The sequence below is a fragment of the Brevundimonas sp. EAKA genome (genome assembly GCF_000698025.1).
Taxonomy (GTDB): domain Bacteria; phylum Pseudomonadota; class Alphaproteobacteria; order Caulobacterales; family Caulobacteraceae; genus Brevundimonas; species Brevundimonas mediterranea_A.
Window position 1 is genome coordinate 1 of record NZ_JMQR01000205.1, and the last position, 3182, is coordinate 3182.

General features: G+C 69.4%; 2 protein-coding genes and 1 pseudogene. All 3 read left to right on the plus strand.

Features of this window, described 5'->3' with window-relative positions; genetic code table 11:
• Window positions 1–172 precede the first annotated feature (172 nt).
• Window positions 173–1639 (plus strand): annotated as a pseudogene (gene purH, locus ER13_RS16690) (bifunctional phosphoribosylaminoimidazolecarboxamide formyltransferase/IMP cyclohydrolase); the annotation flags it as partial.
• A gap of 162 nt (window positions 1640–1801) precedes the next feature.
• Window positions 1802–2116 (plus strand): GNAT family N-acetyltransferase, encoded by a 315-nt coding sequence (locus ER13_RS16695; protein ID WP_231492584.1) that lies wholly within the window; start codon window positions 1802–1804, stop codon window positions 2114–2116.
• A 63-nt stretch (window positions 2117–2179) separates the two neighbouring features.
• On the plus strand, window positions 2180–3079 hold the full coding sequence (locus ER13_RS16700) for a dienelactone hydrolase family protein (protein WP_035311114.1): 900 nt from the start codon (window positions 2180–2182) through the stop codon (window positions 3077–3079).
• Window positions 3080–3182 lie beyond the last annotated feature (103 nt).

Consider the following 3182-nt stretch of genomic DNA (forward strand, 5'->3'; position numbering starts at 1 on the left):
CGAGATAGAGGGCGACCAGCACGGGCAGGAGGATCATCTCCTCGCCGCGCAGAACGGTGGCGAGGACGAGGTGGGCGCCGACCGCCAGGACTGTCTGCTCAAGCGAGTTCTGGAGCACGGCGGCGGGGACGGCGAGCCCGGCGCCGGGCGCCGCAAAGGCGGAGCCCCGCCCGGCGGCCCCCGCGCGGCGATCGCCAAACTGGGCCTGCCGGTCAAGGATGTGGCCGATCTGACCGGCTTCCCCGAGATGATGGACGGCCGGGTCAAGACCCTGCACCCCGTCGTCCACGGCGGCCTGCTGGGCGTGCGCGACGCTGCGGATCACGCCCAGTCAATGATCGACCACGGCATCGGCGCCATCGATATCGTCTGGATCGACCTCTACCCGTTCGAATCCACGGTTGCTGCGGGCGGCTCGTTCGAGGCGGCGGTCGAGAATATCGACATCGGCGGTCCGGCCATGATCCGCTCGGGCTCCAAGAACCACGGCTATGTCGCCGTCGCCGTGGACGGAGAGTCCATCGGCCTGATCCTTGAGGCGCTGAAGGCGGAAGGCTCGACCGATCTGGCCCTGCGCAAGCGGCTGGCCGCCCGCGCCTTCGCCCGCACCGCCGCCTATGACGCCGCCGTCTCGGGCTGGTTCGCAAGCCAGGTCGAGGACGTCGCCCCGGCCCGCAAGTCGATCGCCGGTTCGCTGGCCCAGACCCTGCGCTACGGCGAGAACCCGCATCAGAGCGGCGCCTTCTATCGCACCGGGGAAGCGCGTCCCGGCGTGGCCCATGCGACCCAGATCCAGGGCAAGGAGCTGGGCTACAACAATATCGCCGACGCCGACGCCGCCTATGAGCTGGTCGCAGAGTTCGAGGCCCCCGCCGTCGTCATCGTCAAACACGCCAACCCCTGCGGCGTGGCCGTGGGCAAGGACCTTTCCGAAGCCTACGCCCGTGCGCTGGAATGCGACGCCGTCTCGGCCTTCGGCGGCGTGATCGCGGTCAACCGCCCGCTGAACGGCGACGACGCCCGCGCCATCACCGGCATCTTCACCGAGGTCGTCATCGCCCCCGGCGCCGACGACGAGGCCAAGGAAGTCTTTGCTTCGAAGAAGAACCTGCGCCTGCTGATCACCGACGGCCTGCCCGATCCGCACGGGCCGGGCGAGGTGTTCCGCTCGGTCGCCGGCGGCTTCCTGGTCCAGAGCCGCGACCGGTCGCTGATCAAGCCCGAAGACCTGAAGATCGTCACGCCCCGCCAGCCGACGCCGACCGAGATCCATGACATGCTGTTCGCCTTCACCGTGGCCAAACACGTCAAGTCCAACGCCATCGTCTACGCCAAGGACGGCCAGACCGCCGGCATCGGCGCCGGCCAGATGAACCGTCGCGACAGCGCCCGCATCGCCGCGATCCGCGCCAAGGAGGCCGGCGAGGCCAAGGGACTGGCCCATTCCCTGGCCCAGGGTTCGGCCTGCGCCTCGTAAGCCTTCTTCCCCTTCGCCGACGGCCTGCTGGAAGCCGTCGCGGCCGGCGCCACGGCGGTGATCCAGCCCGGCGGCTCGATGCGCGACGCCGAGGTCATCGCCGCCGCCGACGAGCAGGGCATCGCCATGGCCTTCACCGGGGTGCGGGTCTTCCGGCACTGAGGATCGACCCCGGATGATCCTTATCGAGGACGCCGACCCCGACTATGCCGACGCCAAAGTCCTGATCGCCGCCTGTCCCAGCGACTGGCGGCGATCACGGGCTCCAGCGGCCAGGCCTCGTTCGACGAGGACGATGTTCGGGGGGCGGGCGCCGCCTTCCTACTGGCGCGGGACGAGCAGGGGCGGGCCATAGGCTGCGGCGCCCTGCGTCCGCTCCAGCCGGGCGTCGCCGAAATCAAGCGCATGTATGCGGGGGTCGCCGGACGGGGCGTGGGTTCCGCCGTGCTCGCGGCATTGGAGGCGAAGGCGAAAAGCCTCGGCTACGGCGAAATCCGGCTGGAAACGCGTCGCGTCAACACTTTGGCCGTGCGCTTCTATCTCCGCGCCGGCTATCGCGAAATTCCGCCCTATGGCCTCTATGTCGGCCGACCGGAGGCCGTCTGTTTCGCCAAACCAATCGGATCGACTTCCGCCTAAGTTGACTGGACGCTCCCGGCGCGCCGTGATGGTCTGCGGCTCCCCCGTTTCTGGAGCCGTCCCATGACCACCCTGATCCGTCCCGAAGGCCAGACCCCCGATGATCTGAAGCTGAGCCGCAGGGCGGTGGGCGCCCTGGGGGGGCTGCTCTTTTCGGGCTATGCGGTCGCGGCCCTGGCCAAGGAGGCCCGACCCATCACCACCGACGCCGCCGGGCTCGAGACCGCCGAGGTGACCTATCCGGCGCCGGACGGGTTCGAACTGCCGGCCTATGTGGCGCGGCCGGCGGGCGAGGGGCCTTTTCCAGTCGTGGTGGTGGTGTCCGAGATCTTCGGCGTCCACGACTATATCAAGGACATCTGCCGTCGCCTGGCCAAGCAGGGCTACGCCGCCATCGCCCCGGCCTTCTTCAACCGGGTCGAGGATCCGGCGCCCCTGTCCGACATGGGCCGGATCATGCAGATCGTCGGGGCGGCCGACTATGAGCAGGTGATGGGCGATCTGTCGGCGACCCTGGACTGGGCCAGTCAGCAGCTGTGGGCGCGGGACGGCAAGGTCGGGATCACCGGCTTCTGCTGGGGCGGCAAGGTGGTGTGGCAGGCGGCGGCGCGCTTCGCCGTCATCGGCGCCGGCGTGGCCTGGTACGGCCGTCTGGCGCCGGCCCCCGACGCGACGCCGGTGCAAATTTCATCCGGCCAGCCGTGGCCGGTCGATCTGGCCGATGACCTGAAGGCGCCCGTCCTGGGTCTGTACGGCGGCCAGGACCAGGGCATCCCCCTGGCCAGCGTCGAGCGGATGCGCGAGGCCCTGGCGCGAGCGGGCCAGACCGACAGCCGGATCATCGTCTATCCGGACGCGCCGCACGGCTTCCACGCCGACTACCGCGCCAGCTACGCCGAGGCGGACGCCCGGGACGCATGGGCGAAACTTCTGGCCCACCTCGACAAAGCGTTAAGGAGTTGAATTGCTACTGATGTGACGCATTGCTGAGGGCTCTGCGTCAGGGAGGGTGACATGGGCGGTTTGCGGTTAAGCCGGGCGGTTCTGCTGGGTGTAGGCCTGTTGT